23 protein-coding genes are annotated in these 19632 nt (G+C 35.9%); all 23 read left to right on the top strand.

Going from position 1 to position 19632, the window contains the following annotated elements; all coding sequences use genetic code 11:
• Positions 1 to 9 precede the first annotated feature (9 nt).
• The 23 genes from fliG to NSQ59_RS16550 all read left to right on the top strand — a co-directional run bounded on the left by fliG (position 10) and on the right by NSQ59_RS16550 (position 19629).
• Complete coding sequence (gene fliG, locus NSQ59_RS16660; RefSeq protein ID WP_055740415.1) at positions 10 to 1023, top strand: flagellar motor switch protein FliG; 1014 nt, start codon at positions 10 to 12, stop codon at positions 1021 to 1023.
• Positions 1016 to 1777, top strand: coding sequence for a flagellar assembly protein FliH (fliH, locus tag NSQ59_RS16655; RefSeq protein ID WP_340832333.1), 762 nt, complete (start codon positions 1016 to 1018; stop codon positions 1775 to 1777). The genes fliG and fliH overlap by 8 nt, the downstream gene beginning before the upstream one ends.
• Complete coding sequence (gene fliI, locus NSQ59_RS16650) at positions 1774 to 3093, top strand: flagellar protein export ATPase FliI (protein ID WP_126646899.1); 1320 nt, start codon at positions 1774 to 1776, stop codon at positions 3091 to 3093. The genes fliH and fliI overlap by 4 nt, the downstream gene beginning before the upstream one ends.
• Positions 3094 to 3095: 2 nt before the next feature.
• Positions 3096 to 3542 carry a flagellar export protein FliJ gene (gene fliJ, locus NSQ59_RS16645; protein ID WP_055740412.1) on the top strand — a complete coding sequence of 149 codons (447 nt, stop codon included), beginning with the start codon at positions 3096 to 3098 and terminating at the stop codon, positions 3540 to 3542.
• 8 nt (positions 3543 to 3550) lie between these two features.
• Positions 3551 to 4138 (top strand): MotE family protein, encoded by a 588-nt coding sequence (locus NSQ59_RS16640; protein WP_340832331.1) that lies wholly within the window; start codon positions 3551 to 3553, stop codon positions 4136 to 4138.
• Positions 4139 to 4391: 253 nt separating this feature from the next.
• Positions 4392 to 5675, top strand: a complete 1284-nt coding sequence (locus NSQ59_RS16635) for a flagellar hook-length control protein FliK (RefSeq protein WP_055740410.1) — start codon at positions 4392 to 4394, stop codon at positions 5673 to 5675.
• A 9-nt stretch (positions 5676 to 5684) separates the two neighbouring features.
• On the top strand, positions 5685 to 6323 hold the full coding sequence (gene flgD / locus NSQ59_RS16630) for a flagellar hook assembly protein FlgD (protein WP_055740409.1): 639 nt from the start codon (positions 5685 to 5687) through the stop codon (positions 6321 to 6323).
• Positions 6324 to 6337: 14 nt separating this feature from the next.
• Positions 6338 to 6733 (top strand): TIGR02530 family flagellar biosynthesis protein, encoded by a 396-nt coding sequence (locus NSQ59_RS16625; protein ID WP_055740408.1) that lies wholly within the window; start codon positions 6338 to 6340, stop codon positions 6731 to 6733.
• A 108-nt stretch (positions 6734 to 6841) separates the two neighbouring features.
• Entirely contained in the window at positions 6842 to 7636 is a 795-nt protein-coding gene (gene flgG / locus NSQ59_RS16620) for a flagellar basal body rod protein FlgG (RefSeq protein WP_055740407.1), read from the top strand.
• A 45-nt stretch (positions 7637 to 7681) separates the two neighbouring features.
• Complete coding sequence (locus tag NSQ59_RS16615) at positions 7682 to 7903, top strand: flagellar FlbD family protein (protein ID WP_055740406.1); 222 nt, start codon at positions 7682 to 7684, stop codon at positions 7901 to 7903.
• Positions 7893 to 8318, top strand: a complete 426-nt coding sequence (fliL, locus tag NSQ59_RS16610) for a flagellar basal body-associated protein FliL (RefSeq protein WP_340832329.1) — start codon at positions 7893 to 7895, stop codon at positions 8316 to 8318. Before NSQ59_RS16615 ends, fliL begins: the two co-directional genes overlap by 11 nt.
• 35 nt (positions 8319 to 8353) lie before the next feature.
• On the top strand, positions 8354 to 9352 hold the full coding sequence (gene fliM, locus NSQ59_RS16605) for a flagellar motor switch protein FliM (protein ID WP_055740404.1): 999 nt from the start codon (positions 8354 to 8356) through the stop codon (positions 9350 to 9352).
• Positions 9339 to 10529 carry a flagellar motor switch phosphatase FliY gene (gene fliY / locus NSQ59_RS16600; RefSeq protein ID WP_055740403.1) on the top strand — a complete coding sequence of 397 codons (1191 nt, stop codon included), beginning with the start codon at positions 9339 to 9341 and terminating at the stop codon, positions 10527 to 10529. The genes fliM and fliY overlap by 14 nt, the downstream gene beginning before the upstream one ends.
• 19 nt (positions 10530 to 10548) lie before the next feature.
• On the top strand, positions 10549 to 10911 hold the full coding sequence (locus NSQ59_RS16595) for a response regulator (protein WP_055740402.1): 363 nt from the start codon (positions 10549 to 10551) through the stop codon (positions 10909 to 10911).
• A 75-nt stretch (positions 10912 to 10986) separates the two neighbouring features.
• Positions 10987 to 11661 carry a flagellar biosynthetic protein FliO gene (locus NSQ59_RS16590; protein ID WP_055740401.1) on the top strand — a complete coding sequence of 225 codons (675 nt, stop codon included), beginning with the start codon at positions 10987 to 10989 and terminating at the stop codon, positions 11659 to 11661.
• Positions 11654 to 12319 carry a flagellar type III secretion system pore protein FliP gene (gene fliP, locus NSQ59_RS16585; protein WP_055740400.1) on the top strand — a complete coding sequence of 222 codons (666 nt, stop codon included), beginning with the start codon at positions 11654 to 11656 and terminating at the stop codon, positions 12317 to 12319. Before NSQ59_RS16590 ends, fliP begins: the two co-directional genes overlap by 8 nt.
• 14 nt (positions 12320 to 12333) lie before the next feature.
• The gene (fliQ, locus tag NSQ59_RS16580) at positions 12334 to 12603 is read left to right on the top strand and encodes a flagellar biosynthesis protein FliQ (RefSeq protein WP_055740399.1); all 270 of its coding nucleotides are present in this window, start codon (positions 12334 to 12336) and stop codon (positions 12601 to 12603) included.
• Positions 12604 to 12607: 4 nt separating this feature from the next.
• Positions 12608 to 13381: a flagellar biosynthetic protein FliR gene (gene fliR / locus NSQ59_RS16575; RefSeq protein WP_340832327.1), complete on the top strand. Its 774-nt coding sequence runs from the start codon at positions 12608 to 12610 to the stop codon at positions 13379 to 13381.
• A complete protein-coding gene (gene flhB, locus NSQ59_RS16570; protein ID WP_152982390.1) occupies positions 13381 to 14463 on the top strand; it encodes a flagellar biosynthesis protein FlhB in 1083 nt (360 codons plus the stop codon). The genes fliR and flhB overlap by 1 nt, the downstream gene beginning before the upstream one ends.
• A 42-nt stretch (positions 14464 to 14505) precedes the next feature.
• Positions 14506 to 16542, top strand: coding sequence for a flagellar biosynthesis protein FlhA (gene flhA, locus NSQ59_RS16565; protein ID WP_340832326.1), 2037 nt, complete (start codon positions 14506 to 14508; stop codon positions 16540 to 16542).
• Complete coding sequence (flhF, locus tag NSQ59_RS16560) at positions 16539 to 17672, top strand: flagellar biosynthesis protein FlhF (RefSeq protein WP_055740395.1); 1134 nt, start codon at positions 16539 to 16541, stop codon at positions 17670 to 17672. Before flhA ends, flhF begins: the two co-directional genes overlap by 4 nt.
• Positions 17672 to 18547: a MinD/ParA family protein gene (locus NSQ59_RS16555; RefSeq protein WP_340832325.1), complete on the top strand. Its 876-nt coding sequence runs from the start codon at positions 17672 to 17674 to the stop codon at positions 18545 to 18547. Before flhF ends, NSQ59_RS16555 begins: the two co-directional genes overlap by 1 nt.
• Complete coding sequence (locus NSQ59_RS16550) at positions 18547 to 19629, top strand: protein-glutamate methylesterase/protein-glutamine glutaminase (protein ID WP_340832324.1); 1083 nt, start codon at positions 18547 to 18549, stop codon at positions 19627 to 19629. The genes NSQ59_RS16555 and NSQ59_RS16550 overlap by 1 nt, the downstream gene beginning before the upstream one ends.
• Positions 19630 to 19632 lie beyond the last annotated feature (3 nt).

Below are 19632 nucleotides of genomic sequence, written 5' to 3'. Positions count from 1 at the left end.
GGGTAAGGAATGGCAAGTAGAGAAAAAGGTTTGTCTGGAAAACAAAAAGCCGCTATCCTTCTTATCTCCTTAGGTCCTGATGTTTCGGCATCCGTGTATAAGCATTTAACAGAAGAAGAGATAGAAAAGCTGACTCTGGAAATATCAGGAGTTAAAAAAGTTCCCACTGAGACAAAAGAAGAAATATTAGATGAATTTCATAATATTGCTTTAGCACAGGATTATATCTCTCAAGGCGGGATTGGCTATGCAAAAACGGTTCTTGAGAAGGCACTAGGGTCTGAACAAGCCGCAACCATTATTAATAGGTTAACATCTTCTTTGCAAGTCAAACCATTTGATTTTGCAAGACGTGCAGAGCCTTCTCAAATCCTGAATTTTATCCAAAATGAACATCCGCAAACAATCGCATTAATACTTTCTTATTTGGAACCAGAAAAAGCGGGGCAAATATTATCGGAATTACAACAAGATGTTCAAGCTGATATAGCAAGACGTATCGCAATTATGGATCGAACTTCGCCGGAGATTATTAGCGAGGTAGAAGCAATACTTGAACAAAAGCTATCGTCAACCGTAACCCAAGACTATACACAAACTGGCGGTATAGAAGCTGTTGTAGAAGTATTGAACGGAGTGGATCGTTCAACAGAAAAAACAATATTAGATTCATTGGAAATTCAAGATCCTGAGCTTGCTGAGGAAATTAAGAAACGGATGTTTGTATTCGAGGATATTGTGACATTAGATAATCGTTCCATTCAAAGGGTTATCCGTGAAGCTGATAATGAGGATCTACTATTGTCTCTTAAAGTATCCAGTGAGGAAGTAAAGGATGTTGTTTTCCGAAATATGTCCACCCGTATGGTTGAATCCTTTAAGGAAGAAATGCAGTATATGGGACCAGTTCGTTTAAGAGATGTAGAAGAGGCGCAATCAAGAATTGTAACGATTATCAGAAAACTGGAAGATTCCGGGGAAATTATTATTGCCCGTGGCGGAGGAGATGACATCATTGTCTAAGATTATTAAATCTTCTTTTAATAATGAACTTCCGGGAAAAATAATTGACTTAAAAGATATTTTTATTGCAAATAGTTTTGAGCAAAATGAAACAAACGCCTTGTTCGAAATGGAGAAACAAAAATATTTAAGTCAATTTCAGCATAAAGCCGAATCGATGATTCAAGAGGCAGAGGAACAAGCCCAAAAAATAAGGGAACAAATCGAACAAGAAAAAGAACAGTGGATTCAAGAAAAGCAATTATGGATTGAAGAAGCTAAAAAGAGTGGATTTGAACAAGGACTTATAGAGGGCAGAAATCAAGGGTTTGAAGAGTATCGTTTACGAATAGATGAAGCGAATACAATGGTTGCTCATGCCAAAAATGAATTTGTAAAACACATCGAAGAATCAGAAAAAGTTATTTTAGATTTAGGTATAACGGCTGCTAAAAAAATTTTATGTGACACATTAACAGGAGAGCCGGAAAAATTTCTTTCACTTGTCAAACAAACAGTTAAGGAAGTGAGGGAAAATCAAGAGATAAAAATTATCGTTCATCCTTCAAAATACCCAATAATCCTGTCAAGAAAGGATGAATTGGATAGTATTTTAGCCGGTCAGGTACAATGTTATATTTACGGTGATGAACAATTTACGGAAAATCAATGTGTTGTGGAAACCGAAAATGGTCGAATTGATGCTAGCATTGATAGCCAGCTTAACATGTTACAAGAGAAATTGCATGAGGTATTAGAAGGTGTCTATTCATGAAAGCAAGTGAACTTTTGACTTTCATTCCAAATATTGAAACTTATAAGCGGTTTGGAAAAGTAAACCGAGTGGTAGGGCTAATGATTGAATCCATCGGGCCCGAAAGTTCAATCGGTGAAGTATGCTTCATTCATGTTGGCGGTAAGAAAAAAGGCAGAAAAATAATGGCGGAAGTAGTTGGTTTTAAAGAAGAAAATGTTATTCTCATGCCATATACAGAAATACAAGATATATCTCCTGGAAGTTTAGTGGAAGCTACTGGCCGTTCACTCGAAGTGAAAGTTGGCAATTCATTGATTGGAAAAATTATTGATTCCCTTGGCAATCCGCTTGATGATTCACCATTGCCAAAAGGTTTAATGGCCATCCAAACGGAACAGGCACCGCCAAATCCATTAACGCGTCCGCCTATTTCGGAAGAGATGGAGCTCGGGGTTCGTGCGATAGACAGTCTTTTAACCGTGGGTAAAGGACAAAGGGTCGGGATATTTGCGGGAAGTGGTGTTGGAAAAAGTACGCTCTTGGGAATGATAGCTCGAAATACAAAAGCGGATTTGAATGTAATTGCACTTATTGGGGAACGAGGACGTGAGGTTAGGGAATTTATCGAGCGAGATCTTGGACCAGAAGGGCTGGCAAGATCCATCGTCGTGTGTGCTACTTCGGATCAGCCGGCATTAATGAGGATTAAAGGTGCTTTTACGGCAACTGCCATCGCCGAGTATTTTCGAGATAAAGGTCTAAATGTAATGTTTATGATGGATTCTGTTACCCGTGTTGCAATGGCACAGCGTGAAGTCGGACTAGCAGTTGGGGAGCCTCCTGCAACGAAGGGATATACCCCTTCCGTATTTGCCATATTACCTAAATTATTGGAACGAACAGGTACGAATCAAAACGGAACCATTACAGGTATATACACGGTGTTGGTAGATGGTGATGATATGAACGAGCCTATTGCTGATACTGTACGCGGAATATTAGACGGGCATTTTGTATTGGATCGTGCTTTAGCCAATAAAGGACAGTATCCAGCTATCAACATATTGAAAAGCGTAAGCCGCTTAATGAATCATCTTGTTTCTGATATGCATAAACAAGCAGCAGAAAAAATCAGAGATCTTTTAAGTACATACTTAAATGCAGAGGATCTCATAAACATTGGGGCTTATAAGCGAGGTAGCTCAAAAGAAATTGATTTGGCTATTCAAATGTATCCGAAAATTATTTCTTTCTTAAAACAACGAACTGATGAAAAAATTACAATGAATGAAAGTATTGCTTCTATCATAAATCTCGCTGAAAATGGTGAATGAACATGAAATACCAGTATAAATTCGAAAAGGTTTTAACTTTCAAGGAACGCGAAAAAGAGGAAGCATTATCAGCTTATCAAAATGCTATTAAAACATTCGAAGAAGTGGCAGAAGAGTTATATCGTTTACTGAAGAAAAAGGAAGATTTAGAATTATTCCAAGCAGAAAAGCTGCAAACTGGATCATCTGTTCAAGAAATAAGACATTACCAGCGATTCATTATAAACATGGAAAAATCTATTAAGTATTATCAAGAACTTGTATTGAATGCAAGGAATCGTATGAATTGGTGTGAAACACAACTGATTGAAAAAAATGTCGAAGTAAAAAAATATGAAAAAATGAAAATAAAAGATTATGAAAAGTTTTTAGAACAAATGAAACTTGAAGAGGACAAGGTAACGGATGAAATTTCTACTCTCCAATATTTTCATCGGACAGGAAATTAGGTGATTGTATGGCAAAAGAGGAAGCATTACTAGAAGAAGAGAAATCAGGCAACAAGTTTTTATGGTTCATATATGTCGTTGTCATACCATTATTATTTGCGATTGTTATAGCATTAATTGTCACAACAATTGCGGGGATCAATGTTTTTGAGAAGGCAAAAGAACTTGGGGAAAAAACTCATATATTGTCTGCTAATAATGCTACGAACAGATCGAAAGCAGATGAGGATAAGATAATCAGTTTAAATGCAGAAATTCAAAACAAAGATACACAAATTGAAAATCTGCAGAAGCAATTAGACAGTGGGGACAATGAAAAACAGCAATTACTTTTAGAGCAAAAAAGACTTCAACAACAAATTGCAAGCTTACAAAAGTCTCAAGCCCAAAGTACAAAAGATTTCAAAGAAATTGTTAGCTCATATGAATCCATGAATCCGAAAAACGCGGCCCCGATTATCCTTCAAATGAAGGATGAAAACGCGGTGAAGATTTTATCTAAGCTAAGCTCAGAGGCATTAGCAAGTATATTAGAAAAGATGCCTGCCGACCGTGCTGCGAAATATACAGAAATGCTTGGAGGAAGCTCAAATTAAAAATTATGTATTTGCATAGGAAATAAAAAATTAAACCATGTGAATAGCCTTGGATAAACTTTTTATAAAGGGGTCTGCGTCTAGCTTAAGCGCCTATCGGCTAGTGGATTTCTACGTCTTCTCCCTACGATAAGTTAACATCAGCTCGTGAACTACTTCAGCACGGTTTCCTTTATCTCGAGCCTGCGACTACGAAATCCATACGCCGATGTTCAAGTCGCTTATGCATTTGATTTTGAAAGGAGGTGAAATAATGAATGTCACGATGCTTCCATTAGGTTCAATTTCTCCATCGGTAAATACTGGTAAAAATGGCTTAAAAACAGGGAATACAAATAATGCGTTTTCCAGTTTGCTGCAGCTTCAAGCAAGTAAAGGAAATCAGGATGGAATAGGTTCCACTGAAAATCTGGCAGATGTTTTAAAAACAATTTTGCAGATATTAAAAAATGGATTACCAAATACAAATGGACTAGGCTTTACAAATAACGATAAAATTTCTGATGACCAAATTAGTAACTTGTTGGGGATGACGAAGGAAGACTGGAAAGCGCAAATGAATGATTTGCTTGATAGTCTACAAAGCCTATTTGCAAATTTACCGCAATTTTTGTCTCAATTGAAAGAAGTGAAAAGCTCCTTAGTGGATGGTAAGTTTTTAAAAGGAATGTCTGAGTTAGCCTCTGCCGTTTCAAAACTGCCTTCTGATGCTTTTGAACAGTTAAAAGGAAATCAGCTTCAAACATTTGCAAAAAATGTAAAGGTAACTGAACAGCTTGCCAAGACTGTTGACTTATCAATGGGAGATATTAAACAGCTAACACAATTGAATGAAGGTTTACAGAATGTAATTGCAAAAATTGAATTGTTGGTAAGAAACAGTAAATTAACAACACAAAATACGATTCTTCAAACTGCCTTTTCTTCTATATTAAAGGATCGCCAAAGTATGGTATCTGACATAAATCAAGTTAATGAAGTTTCGAAAGGTTCAGGTGAAAATATCGAAGACTCGTCTGCTCAGACAAATTTGTTTTCTAATTTGATGAATCCTATTTCAAAAACAGAGCAATTTATTTTGCATCTTGGAAAGGGAACTGAAACCTCAGGTAATTATAGTGAATTTGTCAAAGAATTTACGAATATCCTGGCAAAATCACAGCTTACAACAGGATTAGACGGAACAAATAAACTATTTATTAAACTTTATCCAGAACATTTAGGTTCTATTAGAATTGAATTATTACAGGATAAAGGAAGTATAACGGCAAAAATGTTTGCAAGCAGCGGGACTGCGAAGGATTTATTGGATTCTCAAATCAATCAATTAAAAGACGCTTTTTCTATGCAAAATATTCAGGTGGATAAAATTGATGTCCTGTATGGAGAAACCCAGACACAAAAATTTGGACAACAAGATCCAAGACAACAATCATCCGGCCAAAATAATGAAACACCTAATCAAGAAAATGAAGAAGAGAATGATACATCCTTTTCCAATTTTTTAAGTGAGAGTTTACTAGAAAAAATAATATAGGTGATGATTATGGGAAACACAATAGATCCAAGTTTGCTATACACAAATAAACAAAGTGCTGACCGAAAAACAGGCTCAGATATTTTAGGAAAAGACGACTTTTTAAAAATCCTTATGGTTCAATTGCAAAATCAGGATCCTATGAATCCGATGCAGGATAAAGATTTTATTGCACAAATGGCTACATTCTCATCGTTAGAGCAAATGACAAACATGAACCAGACGATGCAGCAATTTGTAGATTCGCAAACACAAAGTCAATTAATAGATTATACACAATTTGTAGGCAAACAAGTTACTTGGCATAAATCTACTCCAAGTAGTGAACCTAATGGACAACCTACTATAACACAAGGAACGGGTGTCGTAACAGGGGTTCGTTTCGTCAATAATGCGCCAAAGTTTATTTTAGATGATGGAACAGAATTAGATGCAGCTAATATTTCGCAGGTAAACGCCCAGTCTAAAGATAATTCTTTAGTCCAGGCTAGTTATCTAATTGGCAAGAAAGTGACATGGTTAGATGATCAAAATCAAGAAGTAAGTGCAATCGTTAAATCAGCTGCATTAAAAAATGGTGAAATAGTATTAGGTTTAGATAACGATCAAAATATCAAACCGGATCAATTAACGAAAATAGAAAATTAAAAGGATGTGGTTGAATGGTGAAGCCCTTTATTCATCAGGTTCCATTACAACCAATTACGCCAAAAAATACTTTACCGAAACCAAATCAGCAAAATAAAAAAGTAGAATCGTCGTTTTCACAACATTTTAACGAGGCGTTAAAAAATAATTCAGAGAAACTTACCATTAGTAAACATGCCAGTATAAGGATGGAACAAAGAGGGATAAAAATAGATCAGCCTCTTTGGGATAAAATTGCAATGAAGGTAATGGAAGCGAAGCAAAAAGGTGTAAATGATTCTTTAGTTTTAGTGAAGGATGCTGCTCTTATCGTTAGTGCCAAAAATAATACAGTAATCACTGCAATGGATAAAAACGAAGCATGCTCACAAATCTTCACGAACATTTCAGGTGCTATTATAGTTGAATAAAAACAGCTGGACCTAAAAGGAAGCTGAAACTGTGGAATGAGAGAAGCAGTTTTTAGAAATAGCTCTATTCTTATGAAATTTGCAGAAGACTGAAAGGGGAAAATAACAATGTTACGTTCAATGTACTCAGGAATAAGCGGAATGAAAAACTTCCAAACCAAATTAGACGTAATTGGTAACAATATCGCTAACGTAAATACTTACGGCTTCAAAAAAGGTCGTGTAACTTTTAAGGATGCAATTAGCCAGTCGATTTCAGGAGCTAGTGCCCCATCAGGTGGACTTGGGGGTAAAAATCCTATCCAAGTAGGATTGGGATCTACTTTAGGTTCAATTGATATAGTCGATACTGAATCTAGTATGCAAACTACTGGACGGCCACTAGACCTTGCAATTGATGGAGATGGCTATTTTACTGTCAAAAATGGTAACCAAACATATTACACACGTGCTGGGAATTTTTACTTAGATAAAGATGGAAACCTAGTGAATAGTGATGGTTACTTTGTTCAAAAAAATGGTGGTGGAAATATTACAATTCCAAGCAGCACTTATTCAAGCTTTGATATTAACTCTTCTGGTGTAGTAACGGGGGTTGATGCAAGTGGAAATGCGGTTAATCTAGGTACTATTAGTATAGTGAAATTTAATAATCCAGCAGGTTTAACGAGGGTTGGTGGTAATTTATTGAAAGATAACCAAAACTCTGGAGCACCTCAAGATGGAGTTGCTAATAGTGGGGGGCGTGGCTCCGTAAATGCAGGTTATTTAGAAATGTCCAACGTAGACCTTTCCGAAGAATTCACAGAAATGATCGTAGCTCAACGTGGTTTCCAAGCAAATACTAGAATTATAACAACATCTGATGAAATTCTTCAAGAATTAGTCAATTTAAAACATTAAGATAGGGAGGGACAGGACTAAGACTCACCTCTTAGTCCTGATAATATGATCACAGTTACACGATTAAACGGTAAGAAGTTTCAAATCAATGCGCTATATATCGAAACGATCGAATCCTTTCCCGATACGACGATTACTTTAACAAACGGCCATAAATTTGTGGTGCTGGAAGATGAAGACAATATACATAAACAAATAATCTTATTCTATCAATCTATAAATATACTTGGCAGCACTAACATGGGAGGTGGATTAGATGAAAAATAAAATGATGAGAACGATGTTAATATTATTATTAGTAATCTTATTAGCAGGAGCAGTAGCAATTATTGTTATTTATAAATTAGATCATACAAGTGCTAATAAAGCACCTTCCATTGATGAAGTTCTAAAACAGTCAGTAGATGTACCAGAAATCACCACTAATCTAAAGAGCAATAATTTTATTAAAATATCATTCAAGCTTGAAACAGACAGCAAAAAAGCACAAGAAGAGCTGACAAAGAGAGATTTTCAGGTCAAAAATATTATTATTGATCAATTATCGGAAATGAGCCCTAATGATTTAGATGGTCAAAAAGGGAAAGACAAATTAAGAATGGCCTTGAAGGATAAGATATCTAAAATTATGCAAAATGGTAAAGTTGTTAATGTATACATCACCTCTTATGTTATTCAATAAAAACATGAAGTGCATATTAAAAGGAGGTGGGAACATTGTCAGGTGAAGTATTATCGCAAAATGAAATTGATGCTTTGCTCTCTGCACTTTCCACTGGTGAAATGAATGCAGAGGATATAAAGAAAGAAGAAGAAGCTAAAAAGGTTAAAGTTTATGATTTTAAAAGAGCCTTGCGATTTTCAAAGGATCAGATTAGAAGCTTAACCAGAATCCACGAAAATTTTGCAAGATTACTAACGACTTTCTTTTCTGCACAGTTAAGAACTTATGTGCAAATCTCTGTCGCATCCGCCGATCAAATTCCATATGAGGAATTTATTCGCTCCATTCCGAAAATGACTATTTTAAATGTTTTTGAGGTTCCTCCATTAGAAGGCAGAATTTTAATGGAAATCAATCCTAATATCGCTTATGCGATGATGGATCGTGTCATGGGTGGAAAAGGAACAAGTGTCAATAAGGTTGATAACCTGACGGAAATAGAAAAAAGGATTATGTCTAACATGTTTGATCGGGCATTTGAGAATTATCAAGAGGCGTGGGCAAATATGGTGGATATTGATCCATACTTGTCTGAGTTTGAGGTAAATCCTCAATTTCTGCAAATGGTGTCACCAAATGAAACCGTCGTGGTCATTTCAATGAATACAACGATTGGTGATGCCAGCGGAATGATTAATTTATGTATCCCGCATGTTGCACTGGAGCCGATTATTCCAAAGCTTTCGGTCCATTATTGGATGCAGACAAATCATAAGGAAAGAGAACCTGCCCAGACGGAATTGATGGAAAAGAAGCTTAAGAATGCATTCATCCCATTAGTGGCACAATTAGGTTCTTCTGAAATTACGATTGAAGATTTTTTAAATCTGGACAAAGGGGATATCATCCCACTAGTTCAGAAGATTGATGATCCAATCAAAATTAATATTGAAGGAACAACAAAGTTTGTAGGACAGCCTGGTATCGTTGGAAAAAGAATGGCTATCCAAATTTTGGAAGTATTAAGAGGGGGGGATGATGACAGTGAGTAATATGCTATCACAAGAAGAAATAGATGCTCTTTTAAAAGGAACTGCCGACGATAGTGAAGATGTTCAGGAAATGAGCGTAGAAGATTATTTATCCTTAATGGAAAAAGATGCACTGGGCGAAATTGGTAATATATCATTTGGGAGTTCTGCAACAGCACTTTCTACACTGCTATCCCAAAAAGTTGATATAACCACACCAGAAGTAACTATTATAAAGCGGGAAGATTTAAAAGATGAATTTCCACATCCACATGTTGCCATCCAAGTAAGGTATACAGAAGGATTCACTGGAATGAATTTATTAGTGATAAAACAATCCGATGCTGCTATTATTGCAGATTTGATGCTCGGTGGGACGGGAGAAAATCCTGGAGAAATGATGGATGAAATTCAACTTAGTGCTGTTCAGGAAGCAATGAATCAAATGATGGGATCTGCAGCAACTTCCATGTCTACCGTTTTTAATAAGCGTGTTGATATTTCACCACCGGTTGTTGATATAATCGATTTCGCAGTCGGATCAGGAACTGAAACTCTGCCTAATCAAGAATTGCTAGTAAAAATTTCGTTTCGATTAAGAATTGGTACATTAATAGATTCATCCATAATGCAAGTAATTCCGTTAGACTTTGCGAAAAGCTTAGTTTATGATCTGATGAACAATGATGAACCAAGTCAGCCTGATAATGGAATAACACAACCTGAAACAAATACAAGTTTTACGCAGACGATGAGTCAAGAAACTGTAAATTCTGCAGCATATCCGGATTATTCGCCGTCCATGCAAAATACAGCGGTCCCTACTTCTTCTTTTGCAACGGCATCAAGCCCAACAAAAGAAAAACCGCAAAGCAATATTAATGTACAACCAGCAGTATTTTCTAATTTCCAGGAAGTACCTGTTCAAGTGCCTGAAACAAAGAATCTTAACATGCTGCTTGATATTCCGCTTCAGGTAACAGTTGAATTAGGGCGGACTAGCAGAACAGTTAAAGATATATTGGAGCTTGGTTCAGGATCCATTATTGAATTAGACAAGCTTGCCGGAGAACCGGTAGATATTTTGTTAAACAATCAACTTATCGCTCAAGGTGAAGTTGTTGTAATAGATGAGAATTTTGGTGTACGAATAACAGAAATCGTAAGCCAAACAGATCGAATCAAAAAATTAAAATGAAGTAAGCGGGGTAATAGAAATGGCAAACAGAATTTTAATCGTTGATGATGCAGCGTTTATGAGAATGATGGTTAAGGATATTTTAACGAAGAATGGCTTTGATGTAGTTGGGGAAGCTGCAGATGGTGCACAAGCAGTTGAAAAATATAAGGAATTAAAACCGGATCTTGTCACAATGGATATTACCATGCCTGAAATGGATGGAATTTCTGCATTGAAGGAAATCAAAGGAATTGATCCAAATGCAAAGGTGATCATGTGCTCTGCAATGGGTCAACAGGCTATGGTAATCGATGCCATTCAAGCTGGTGCTAAGGATTTTATTGTGAAACCATTTCAAGCAGATCGAGTAATTGAGGCTATTCAAAAAACGTTAGCATAATGTATGGGAAATGTTTTAAGGAAGAACATTCGATAATCTAAACCATATGCAAACAAATAAGAAGGTGTCTATAGATTGTTTAGAAATTTATTGAAAATATTAATGGTCATCTTTCTTTTTATTCCTCTGTATGGACAATATCAAACTGTCCATGCAGAGACAACCTATGTAAATCAAATGTTTCAAAAAAATAAGGACCAACAAACTCCAAAGAAAAGCAGCGACACACAAAAAGAAAATAAAACTAATGCTGATTCAGGCAGTCCAGTTATTTCATTTTTGGACGTTGTAAAAATGATTTTTGCACTTATAGTTGTTATCGCATTATTATACTATTTACTGAAATTTATTAATAAGAAAAGCCGGTCCTATCAGCAAAATCGGTTTGTGCAAAATTTTGGTGGTACATCGCTTGGCGGAAACCGTTCCTTACAGATTGTAAAAGCAGGAAAACGGATATTAATTTTGGGTGTTGGTGAAGATATTCGGTTATTGAAAGAAATAGATGATCAAACAGAAATAGATGATTTTATCAAACAGTATGATGCGGACATGGAAAGATCCATGGAGCCAAGAGATATTGTAAGTAAATTATCCAAACGCATAAATGGGTTAAAAAGGAATACGGAAACATCGCAACAACAGCCGTCTTTTCAGAGCTTATTAAAGGAACAATTATCAAATATTAAAAAGGATAGAAACAACATGATGAGAGAATTGGATAAAAAGGAGAAGCATTCAGATGAATGAGTTTATGAGTATTTTTAATAATAGTTCACCTGAACATGTTTCGACAGCAGTAAAATTATTTCTTTTATTAACGGTTCTCTCTGTTGCACCTGGTATTTTAATATTAATGACTTCCTTTACAAGAATTGTCATTGTGTTATCGTTTGTGAGGACATCACTGGCCACTCAGCAAATGCCTCCTAATCAGGTGATTATCGGCCTATCTTTGTTCTTGACCTTTTTTATCATGGCGCCGACCTTTCATCAAGTAAACGAACAAGCACTAACTCCTCTATTTGATAATAAGATTACGTTAGAGCAGGCATATGATAAAGCTTCGGTTCCTTTTAAAGAATTCATGAGCAAATATACAAGAGAAAAAGATCTTCAGCTGTTTCTTGATTATTCTCATGCAAAACAACCTAAAAAAATGGAAGATATTCCTATGACAGCACTTGTCCCAGCATTTGCGATAAGTGAAATAAAAACAGCGTTTCAAATTGGCTTTATGATATTTATTCCTTTTCTGGTGATAGATATGGTGGTTGCTAGTGTTTTAATGTCTATGGGGATGATGATGCTGCCGCCAGTAATGATCTCTTTGCCATTTAAGATTTTATTGTTTGTTTTGGTAGATGGATGGTATCTGGTCGTCAAATCATTGTTACAAAGCTTTTAGAGTAGGTGAAAATGTTGAGTCAAGAAACGGTTATCTCCATAGCAGAAAAAGGAGTCTATATTACCTTAATCACAGTTGGCCCATTACTGATCATAGCTCTCCTAGTCGGGTTGCTTGTAAGTATTTTTCAAGCAACAACGCAAATACAGGAACAGACCTTAGCATTTGTTCCGAAAATAGTTGCGGTATTAATTGGCATAATCTTTTTTGGGCCATGGATGCTAAGTCATATCTTATCCTATGCAAGTGATATTTTTTCCAATTTAACTAGGTATATAGGTTAGTAAAATGGACAATCTTATTCCTTCTTTTTCTATTTTTTTATTAATATTCATGAGGGTATCGGCTTTTTTTGTCACCATGCCGCTATTTTCTTATAAAACAATTCCAGCTATGCATCGAATAGGGTTTGCGGCTGTATTAGCATGGTTAATGTATTATTCCATAGATATCCATCCATTAGCGATAGATGGAAAGTATTTTATGTTAATCATAAAAGAGGCAATGGTTGGACTCTTTATCGGTTTTATCGCTTATTTAATTTTTTCCGCGATTCAAATAGCCGGAGGATTCATAGATTTCCAAATGGGATTCTCGATTGCTAATGTTATAGACCCGATGACAGGTACGCAAAGTCCCTTAATAGGTCAATATTTATATAGTTTTGCTATTTTGCTATTACTAGTCTTGAATGGACATCATCTTATTTTAGATGGTATTTTCTATAGTTATCAGTTTATTCCAATCGATAAAATGACTCCTTTCGGGGATCCGAATTTAGCTGAATTTATTATAAAAACCTTCAGCAAGATGTTCATCATTGCTTTTCAAATGTCGATTCCTGTCGTGGCGGCCTTGTTTTTAGTCGATGTTGCATTAGGAATTGTGGCAAGAACAGTATCGCAGCTAAATATATTTGTGGTTGGTTTCCCTGTTAAAATCGGTGTAAGTTTTATTATTCTTATCGTAGTTATGGGAGTTATTTTCTCAGTTTGCCAACACTTGTTTCAGTATATGTTTTACACGATGAGGGATCTTATGAAATTAATTGGGGGTTCATGATGAAGTGGATTCGTTTGGATTTGCAGTATTTTTCTGGAGATAAAACGGAAAAAGCAACCCCGAAAAAACGCCAGGATGCGAAACAAAAAGGGCAAGTTGCTAAAAGCCAGGATATTAACACGGCAATTGGTTTGCTTGCTGTTTTCATGTTTTTATCATTTGGAACATCTTTCATTGGCCCGCATCTTTTTGGGATTCTGCGTCATTCCTTTCAAGACTATATGCTAATGGATTTAACGGAGAATAACATCCACAAGATAGTAGTGGAACTTTTAAAAGAAATTGCTTATATTATCGGTCCGATTTTGGCAGTTGCCTTATTTGCAGGAATTGCATCTAATTTTGCACAAGTGGGTTTTATTTTCACTAGTGAGACGATGCAGCCAAAATTGGAAAAGATTGATCCAATAAAAGGTTTTAAACGGATATTTTCGATGCGGTCTGTAATGGAATTATTAAAATCCATATTGAAAATAGCATTTGTTGGAACCGTGACGTTTTTTGTTCTTTGGAGAAGAATGAACGATGTATTGAGCTTGTCTTATAAATCAATTGGTGATTCACTCTCTATCATTGGAAGTCTTACCCTCCAAATGGGTTTTGCTGCTTCCATTGCACTTTTGTTCTTAGCTATTCTAGATTATTTGTATCAACGATATGAGTATGAAAAAAACTTGAGAATGTCAAAGCAAGATATAAAAGATGAGTATAAAAATTCTGAAGGGGATCCACTAATAAAGTCAAAAATCAAACAAAGACAAAGGGAAATGGCCATGCGTCGCATGATGCAAGAGGTTCCAAAGGCTGACGTTATTATCACGAATCCAACACATTATGCTATTTGTTTAAAATATGACGAAAATGAAAGGGATGCACCTTTTGTCATAGCCAAAGGCGTTGATTATGTCGCGCAAAAAATAAAGATGATCGCGAATGAACATGAAATTATGATGATAGAAAATCGTCCGTTAGCAAGGTCTTTATATGATCAGGTCGAAATTGGAGATACCATACCTGAGGAATTCTTTAAGGCTGTGGCAGAAATTCTGGCTTATGTTTATCGAATAAAAAATAAAATTTAGTTGTAATTGAGAAAAAAGGCTTAAAAGCTGGGGGGAAACAAAATGGCAGCAAGAGATATGTCCGTACTCATTAGTGTTATTTTAGTAGTAGCTATGTTGATTATACCTTTTCCAACATGGCTATTAAGTGTATTAATATTGATTAATATCTCTCTTGCTCTCCTCGTATTATTAACATCTATGAATATGAAAGAACCATTGCAATTTTCGGTGTTTCCTTCGCTTTTACTGTTATTAACATTGTTCCGTTTAGCATTAAATATATCTACAACAAGAGCTATATTAACAAAAGGTCAAGCAGGTGGAGTTGTCGAGACTTTCGGTACCTTTGTAGTCGGTGGAAATATATTGGTTGGACTTGTTGTATTTTTAATCTTAATTATTATTCAATTTATTGTTATTACGAAAGGTTCGGAGCGAGTTTCCGAGGTGGCAGCAAGATTTACTCTTGATGCAATGCCGGGGAAACAAATGAGTATTGATGCAGATTTAAATGCAGGGATGATTTCTGACCAAGAAGCAAGGCAAAGACGTGAAAAGGTTGGTCGTGAAGCGGATTTTTATGGTGCGATGGATGGTGCAAGTAAATTTGTTAAAGGTGATGCAATAGCCAGTATTATTATCGTAGCCATCAATCTAATTTTTGGGATTATTATCGGAATGACTCAACAAGGTTTAGGAATAGCGGAAGCTGCGCAACACTTTTCGCTGTTAACAGTTGGTGATGGTATTGTCAGCCAGGTACCAGCCTTACTTATTTCTACGGCAACAGGTATCGTTGTTACACGTGCCGCATCAGATGGTAACTTAGGTAGGGATGTTATTTCTCAACTTTTAGCTTTTCCTAAAATGCTATATATTGCAGCTGCAACGATTTTTCTACTAGGGATTGCTACACCGATTAATGATTTTTTGACGATTCCAATTGCAGGTGCTTTGGCGATAGGGGCATTCCGACTTTCACGTGTGCCAAAACAAAACGAAGAAGAGCTCACCGAAATGGAAGAGGTTATTCAGTCAGATGAAATGAAGAGCCCGGAAAGTGTTATTAATCTATTAAATATCGATCCAATAGAATTTGAATTTGGATATGGGTTGATTCCACTAGCTGATACAAATCAAGGCGGAGATTTATTAGATCGAATCGTCATGATTAGAAGGCAGCTCGCTCTTGAATTAGGAATTGTTATTCCTGTTGTGAGAATAAGAGATAATATTCAGCTCGAACCAAATGAATACCGTTTGAAAATTAAGGGTAATGAAATGGGACGAGGTGAATTATTACTTGATCATTACTTAGCCATGAGTCCTGGTATAGATGATGATATGGTGGAGGGAATTGATACGATTGAGCCTTCTTTTGGATTACCAGCGAAATGGATAACCGAATCTGCGAAGGAGCAAGCGGAGATTTATGGCTATACTGTTGTCGATCCACCATCTGTAGTCTCAACACATATAACGGAAATATTGAGAACAAACGCTTTTGAATTATTGGGAAGACAGGAGACAAAACAGCTAATTGATCATGTGAAAGAAACATTCCCGATTTTAGTGGAAGAAGTAACGCCGAATCCATTATCTGTTGGGGAAATCCAAAAGGTTTTGCAAAAGCTTTTAAAAGAGCATGTTTCTATACGAAATTTAACGATTATTTTCGAGACTCTTGCCGATTTTGGAAAAATGACCTTGGATACTGATTTATTAACGGAATATGTAAGGCAAGCACTTGCTAGACAAATTACAAATCAATTTGCTGAGAACGGTAATACTTTAAAGGTTATTACTTTGTCAGGAAAAATAGAAAAAATGATAGCAGATGGTGTTCAGCAAACGGAGCATGGGAATTATTTAGCGATTGATCCGAATGATTCACAAAGTATGTTAGAAGCTATCGCAAAACAAGTTGAACAGCAATCTTCTATGGGGATTCAACCTATCATCCTATGTTCTCCAGCAGTACGAATGTATGTAAGGCAAGTAACTGAACGATATTTTCCACAGATTCCAATACTTTCTTATAATGAACTGGAAGCCAACGTTGAAGTCCAAAGTATAGGGGTGGTGAATGTAGAATGAAGGTAAAAAAATATGTTGCCGCTAATATGACAGAAGCAATGAAACAAGTTCGAGCAGAACTTGGTGAAGAAGCAGTTATTTTAAATTCAAAAGTTGCATATACAGGCGGATTTATAGGTTTGTTTCGAAAAAAGCAGTTTGAGATCATTGCTGCCATAGACCCGCAAGCACCTCATAGTCAAGTAAAGCTAAAAGAAAAACAAATAAATGTACCAACAAATGCTGGTGTCAAGGATATTGAAAAACTTAACAATAATGGAATTCAAAAAGAACTTCATGATTTAAAAAAAATGGTAGAGGTGTTATCTTCTAATTCGAAAGCTGTTACTTTTGATCATTATCCGCTTCCTATTCAAAAGTTTCTTGTTTTCATGGACAATCAAGGAATTTCCAACAAATATATTCAGCTATGTGCAGACCAGTTATTAAAGAAATGGCGTACGTCAGCGGAAGAACCAATGGAATCAGAAGTATTCAAATGGGGAAAGCAATATTTTGAAGAAGTGTTTGCTCCTTTTTATTCCAAAGCCTTGGCTAAATCCAAAAAGTATATTAATTTAGTTGGTCCCACTGGAGTAGGTAAAACAACTACTTTAGCAAAAATGGCCGCAAATGCTGTTATTGACAGGCAAAAAAAAGTTGCTTTTATAACAACGGATACATATCGAATAGCAGCAATTGAACAGTTAAAAACCTATGCAAATTTATTACAAGTTCCGGTTGAAGTAGTTTATAATCTTTCAGACTTCGAGCAAGCACTTGAAAAGTTTAAGGATTTTGACATGATTTTTATAGATACTGCCGGAAGAAACTATCGTGAATTACAGTATATTGAGGAATTGAAAAAGGTTATTGATTTCAGTAAAGAAATGGAGACTCTTCTTACCCTCAGCTTAACAATGAAAGAGGAGGATATAAGAGCCATTATTGATAGCTTCGGATCCATTAAGATTGATCATTTAATATTTACAAAACTAGATGAAACAACCACCTACGGTTCCATACTGAATATAATGCTGGATTATCAGATAGGGACTGCATATCTAACATATGGCCAAGATGTCCCGGATGATATACAGGCGGCAACACCAGCATGTCTTGTAAAACATGTCTTTGAGGGTAAAAGTTAATGAAAGACCAAGCCGAAAAACTCAGGGAGAAATTAAAAAATAAATATAGTCAAACAGCTAAAACATTGGCCGTTGTAAGCGGTAAAGGTGGAGTTGGAAAATCAAACATTTCCATTAATATAGCTTTATTATTAGCTAGAAAAGGGAAAAAAGTTTTATTATTTGATTTTGATATTGGCATGGGCAATATCCATGTACTTTTAGGGACAGAAGCAACTAAAACAATATCAGATTTTTTATACGAGGAAATATCTTTACAGGAGATAATCTATGAAGGCGCTGATAATGTTTCGTATATTTCAGCAGGCAACGGGTTTACCAATATAATTGAATTGGATCAAAATATGGTTTCTCGTTTAATGGAAGGGCTTGAGCAGCTGCAGCATCTCTATGATTATATTATTTTTGATATGGGAGCGGGTGCGACTAATTCTAATTTGCAAATCCTTTTATCTGTTGATGATATTGTCGTAGTGACAACACCTGAACCAACCTCGATTACAGACGCCTATTCGATGATGAAGTATATTAGCAATTTGGAGTCTGCAAATCCGTTTTACTTAATCTGCAATCGTGCGGAAAAGGAAAAAGAAGGTTTATATACATTAGAAAGGTTGCAATTAACGGTAAATAAGTTTTTGCAAAAAGATGTTCGTTTATTAGGAGTACTACCGGAGGATACACATGTTAGAAAGGCAGTAAAGCTTCAGACGCCATTTTGTCGGGCTTTTCCAAATTCGAACATTTCAATTAAATTAGAAAAAATGGTTGAACAATACTTGGGAAACACTGGAGATTCCACCTTTCAATCGGGAACAACGAATGGATTTATACACAAATTCAGAAACTTTTTTTCGAAAGGCAGGGTCGGGTAGTGGAGAGGATTAAAGTACTTGTTGTAGATGATTCTGCATTTATGAGAAAACTAATTACTGATATATTGGAAAGCGATCAAAATATTGAAGTAGTCGGTACATCCAGAAATGGTCTGGATGCGATCGAAAAGGTAAAAAAACTTCGACCGAATGTTATTACTCTTGACATAGAAATGCCTATTATGGATGGGATCCAGGCATTACAAAATATCATGAATGATAACCCAACACCGATCATTATGCTATCAAGTACAACCAAGTTAGGTGCCGAAAATACAATACTTGCTATGCATTATGGGGCGATTGATTTTGTTACGAAACCATCTGGAAGTATATCCTTGGATCTTGAAAAGGTAAAAGACGATTTAATTCAAAAGGTAAAATCGGCTAGTAAAGCTAATATTCAAAACCTTCGTTATCCGCCAGAAACGAAACAATTATTAGTTCCCGAAAGACCGCAGGCATCATTCAAAGTTGAAATCCGAAAAATGAGTAAGTGGTCACAGGGAAGAAATAAATTAATTTGTATTGGCATATCGACTGGGGGGCCTAGGGCATTGCAGAAACTATTAGCAGGCTTTCCTGAGAATTTAGAAGCACCAATACTCATTGTCCAACATATGCCAGCCGGTTTTACAAAATCATTGGCAAATCGTTTAAATACACTGAGTAAGATCCATGTAAAAGAGGCCGAAGAGGGAGAAGTAATACAAAAAGGAACTGCATATATTGCACCAGGTGACTTTCACTTACAAGTGAAACAGCTAGGTACAAACATTGTTGTTCAGTTAAATCAAGCTCCCCCATTAAATGGACATAGACCTTCTGTTGATATTATGTTTCAATCAATCAGCCAATTGCCAAATTATGATAAGATTGCAGTCATTATGACAGGGATGGGTTCAGACGGTGCACAAGGTTTGATAGAGTTGAAGAAAAAAGGAACTGTTAAAGCAATTGCTGAATCAGAAAATAGCTGTATTGTATTTGGAATGCCAAAAGCAGCTATTGCTACTAATCTAGTAGACGAAGTAGAAGATTTAGAAAAAATTTCACAAGCAATTATGAAATATTTGCCGTAAAAG

This window comes from Margalitia sp. FSL K6-0131, from assembly GCF_038008735.1.
Classification (GTDB): Bacteria; Bacillota; Bacilli; order Bacillales; family Bacillaceae_C; genus Margalitia; species Margalitia shackletonii.
This window is presented reverse-complemented; position numbering and strand designations above follow the sequence as displayed.